The organism is Rhizobacter sp., assembly GCF_031412495.1.
Lineage (GTDB): Bacteria > Pseudomonadota > Gammaproteobacteria > Burkholderiales > Burkholderiaceae_C > Schlegelella_A.
Genome location: NZ_JANODC010000436.1, coordinates 1 through 3,423, shown reverse-complemented (window position 1 = coordinate 3,423; position 3,423 = coordinate 1). Strand labels below are relative to the sequence as shown.

General features: G+C 72.1%; 5 protein-coding genes. 1 reads left to right on the top strand and 4 read right to left on the bottom strand.

Annotated elements, in window-relative coordinates; genetic code table 11:
* The 3 genes from AC30N0_RS16310 to AC30N0_RS16300 all read right to left on the bottom strand — a co-directional run.
* A partial coding sequence (locus AC30N0_RS16310; protein ID WP_489518950.1) for an alpha/beta fold hydrolase occupies positions 1-491 on the bottom strand: 491 nt, incomplete at its 3' end.
* Positions 492-542: 51 nt separating this feature from the next.
* Positions 543-1,925 carry an HD-GYP domain-containing protein gene (locus AC30N0_RS16305; protein WP_489518949.1) on the bottom strand — a complete coding sequence of 461 codons (1,383 nt, stop codon included), beginning with the start codon at positions 1,923-1,925 and terminating at the stop codon, positions 543-545.
* Positions 1,926-1,998: 73 nt separating this feature from the next.
* Positions 1,999-2,595: a hypothetical protein gene (locus tag AC30N0_RS16300; protein ID WP_489518948.1), complete on the bottom strand. Its 597-nt coding sequence runs from the start codon at positions 2,593-2,595 to the stop codon at positions 1,999-2,001.
* A gap of 217 nt (positions 2,596-2,812) precedes the next feature.
* Between AC30N0_RS16300 and AC30N0_RS16295 the strand changes: the two genes are divergently transcribed.
* The gene (locus AC30N0_RS16295) at positions 2,813-3,196 is read left to right on the top strand and encodes a tellurite resistance TerB family protein (protein ID WP_489518947.1); all 384 of its coding nucleotides are present in this window, start codon (positions 2,813-2,815) and stop codon (positions 3,194-3,196) included.
* Here the strand turns inward: AC30N0_RS16295 and AC30N0_RS16290 are convergent.
* On the bottom strand, positions 3,193-3,423 hold a 231-nt coding region (locus tag AC30N0_RS16290; protein WP_489518946.1), incomplete at its 5' end, for a hypothetical protein. The genes AC30N0_RS16295 and AC30N0_RS16290 overlap by 4 nt on opposite strands.

Below are 3,423 nucleotides of genomic sequence, written 5' to 3'. Positions count from 1 at the left end.
GGCGCGCCCATGATGGCCGGCGCCATCGCGCTCGACCAGCCGAGATAGTTGCTCTCGAGCGTCTCGAGCAGGGAATCGATGTCCTCGCGCTTGAAGCCGCCGACGTAGTCGCCGTCGTCGATATAGCAGGGCGACGGGCCGATCATCATGTGCGCGGCGAAGCGGCCGGGCGCCTTCAGGTCGGCCAGCACGCCGATCATCGCGCTGACCGAGTGGCCGACGAAGATCACCGGCCCGACCGCCGCCTCGTCGAGGATCTCGAGCAGGTCGTCGGCGTAGCCGTGCAGGCTGTCGTACTTCGTCCGGCCGTAGGCGCCGAGGTCCGACATGCCGCTGCCGACCAGGTCGAACAGGACGACGCGAAAGCGCGGCTCGAACACCGGCCGCAGGAGCCGCCACATGTTCTGGTCGCAGCCGAAACCATGGCCGAAGACAAGCGTCGCGGGGCCGGCACCCGAGACGCGGACGTTGTTGCGAGAGACCGCGTTCATGAGCGCTCCGGATCCAGAACGGGCGATTATCGCGACCTGGCGTCGCGGCGCTCACTCTGCGGCGATCACCTGCTGGAGCACCTCGAAGCAGAGCGGATCGATCGCGGTGCCGACGGTCGCTTCCATCATCTCGAGCGTCTTCGGAATCGGCACGGCGGCGCGGTAGGGCCGGTCGGCCGAGATCGCGTCGAAGATGTCGGCGGTGGTGATGATCCGGGTCTCGAGCGTGATCTCGTCCGCGCCCAGGCCGCGCGGGTAGCCGGCGCCGTCGAGCCGCTCGTGATGCGCGGCGGCGACGCGGGCCAGCTCGGAGAAGGCGCCGATGCGCGACAGGATCGCCTCGGTGTGCTGCGCGTGCAAGCGCACCGAGGCCCACTCGGCGGTGTCGAGCGGCCCGGGCTTGTCGAGCACCGCATTGCTCACGCCGAGCTTGCCGACGTCGTGCAGCAGCGCGCCGCGGCGCAGCCAGCGACAACGTGCCTCCGACAGGCCGAGGCGGCGGGCGATGGCGTCGACGAGTTGCGCGACACGGGCACTGTGCCCGCTCGTGAACGGGCTCTTGCTGTCGACGATCTGGCCGAACGCCGCGGCGATGTCGTCGAGGTAGTCGTCGTCGAGGACGACGCCGCCGGAGCCCGGGTCCATGGCCAGGACGGCCTGCTCGACCTCGGCCGAGGCCAGGGTGAGCCAGAAGCCGGGGCTGCCGGCGACCTTCTCCAGCGTCCGCACGAGATCGGGCTGGAACCAGCTGCCCGAGCGCTGCCGCGCCTCGCGCAGGGCGGCGTCGCGCCCGCCGACGGTGTGGAAGACATCGACCACCTGGGCGAGCAGGGCGATGCGCGCGTAGAGCGGGATCGCCGAGCCGGGCACGCCTTCGGGCCGGCCGCTGCCGTCCCAGTGCTCGTCGAGGCCGGCGATGCCGGCGGCGACGCCTTCGCTGAAGCGCAGCTGGCGGGCGATGTCGGCGCCGCGCGTGCAGCGCGTGCGGATCAGCTCGTCGGTGATCTGGCGGCCGTTGCGCAGGATGTTGACGACGCTGCGCAGGCGCCCGGCCAGGCCGGCGTTCAGGCCCGTGTGGCCGAAGACGAAGCGCAGGACCTGCGGCAGGCCATCGCCGACGGTCTTGAAGTCGCGCTTGAAGGCCAGGTCGTCGGTGAGGTAGAGCTCGCAGATGCGGGCCGCGTTGCTGCTGCAGCCGAGGTCCTTCAGCAAAAGGACGTAGTAGAGCTCGCGCAGGGCCGGCACGCCGAGGCCGATCTCCATGCCGATGTGCATGCCGATCCAGCAGACGCGCAGGCAGTGGCCCTTGGGCTGGCCTTCGGTGAGGTCGAGGGCGTGGCTGAGCGAGCCGATCAGCTCCGAGAACTGCATTCCCGGCACCGCCGGCGCAGCCGTCGGCGCGGCTCGGAAGGCGAACGGGCGCAGGCGATCCATTCAGGAGGCATCGGCAGTTCCGCGCCCGGCTTGAGGGCCGTTACGGACCGCCGCGCCGGGCGGTCGACGGGGCTCAGGCGCGGCGGGCCGGGATCTCGAGTCCGTTCGGCACCGTACCGGCCCAGCTGCGCTCCGCGAGCTCGAATTCACCGAAGTTGGTGTCCGAGACTTCGGGCACCTGCAGCGTTTCCCAATCGCGCTCGACCGCTTCCTCGGCAGCGCGCGCGTCGGCGGCCGTCTTCAGGTCGCGCAGGGTGTCGATGATCGTCTCGAGCATCGGCGAGGGCTCGTCGCTGGCCATGATCTCGGCCTCCGCCAGGGCCCGGCCCACGATCTTGATCGGCAGCGCCTCGACGCCGGCCCAGCCGCGCAGGCCGAGCTCGTCGTGGACGACGAAGAGGTTGCGCACGACATGCAGCGCCGGGTCGTGGACGAGCAGCCGGGCGCTGAGCTCCTTGCATTGCAGCGCGAGCTGCGATACGGGCTCCTCGACGGCCGCATCGCAGGCCGGCTCGATGCGGGCGGCCGCCAGCGGCGTGCCCTGGCGCCGGCGCCAGGCGCCGGCGAGCAGATCGATCAGCCAGCGCAGCGAGCCGCGCCGCGCCGGGCGGGCGGCCTTGCGGCCGCGCGTGGCGCGGGCGGCCCTTCGTGAGCGCGGTAAGGAGGACATGGGGCTGCCTCTCGGAGGTGGCGGAGGACGACAGCCTCGGTTTCGGCCGGCGCCGCCCGTTGTTGAGCCGCGGCCCGGGCCGGCCATCGCCCTGGCCGGCCCAAGCGTGCGAACCTTCGCGCCGCGACCCTGGCCGCAGGAAGTCGCGCCGCGCTTGCGAAAATGTCCGGGTCCGCCGAGGCGCGGCCCCCGCACCCCACTCTTTCGTGCCATGCCGATGTTCAAGACCCTGCGCGACCTCCCCGGCGAGCGCGGAGCCGTGCACGCGGCGCTGCGCGACAAGTTCCATTTGTCGCAGGACGAGGCGGTGCGCCTGGCCGAGCTCGCCGACACGGCGGCGCGCGGCGCAACCGACCTGTTCTCGTTCACCTCGCGCATCGACGAGCGCTTCGGCATGGCGCAGAAGCTGCGCGTGATCGAGCTCATGTGGCGGATGGCGTACGCCGACGGCCACCTGGCCGCGCACGAGCGCCACGTCCTCTGGCGCGTCGCCGACCTGCTCCACGTGCCGCAGGGCGCCTATGTGCACCCGCGGCTGCGTCCGCAGCAGGAGGCCGGCGCCGCCGGCAGCGCGGCCGCCGAGGGCCCGGAGCGGGGCTAAGCCGCGCGCGTCGCAGCGGCGGCGGCCTCGGCGAGGCGCTTCTTCTCGCGCAGCTGCTGCAGCTGTTCTTCCTCGGCCTTGCGCCTGGCCTCGTGCTGCGCCAGGGCCTTCTGGTGCGCGCGCTCCTCGAGATCGGCCGGCTGCGTCATGGGGTTCAGCGACAGGCCGCCGAAGTCGGTCGCCTGCGGCTCGCCGCGCTTGCTCTTCAGCTTGACGTTGAGGCGCAG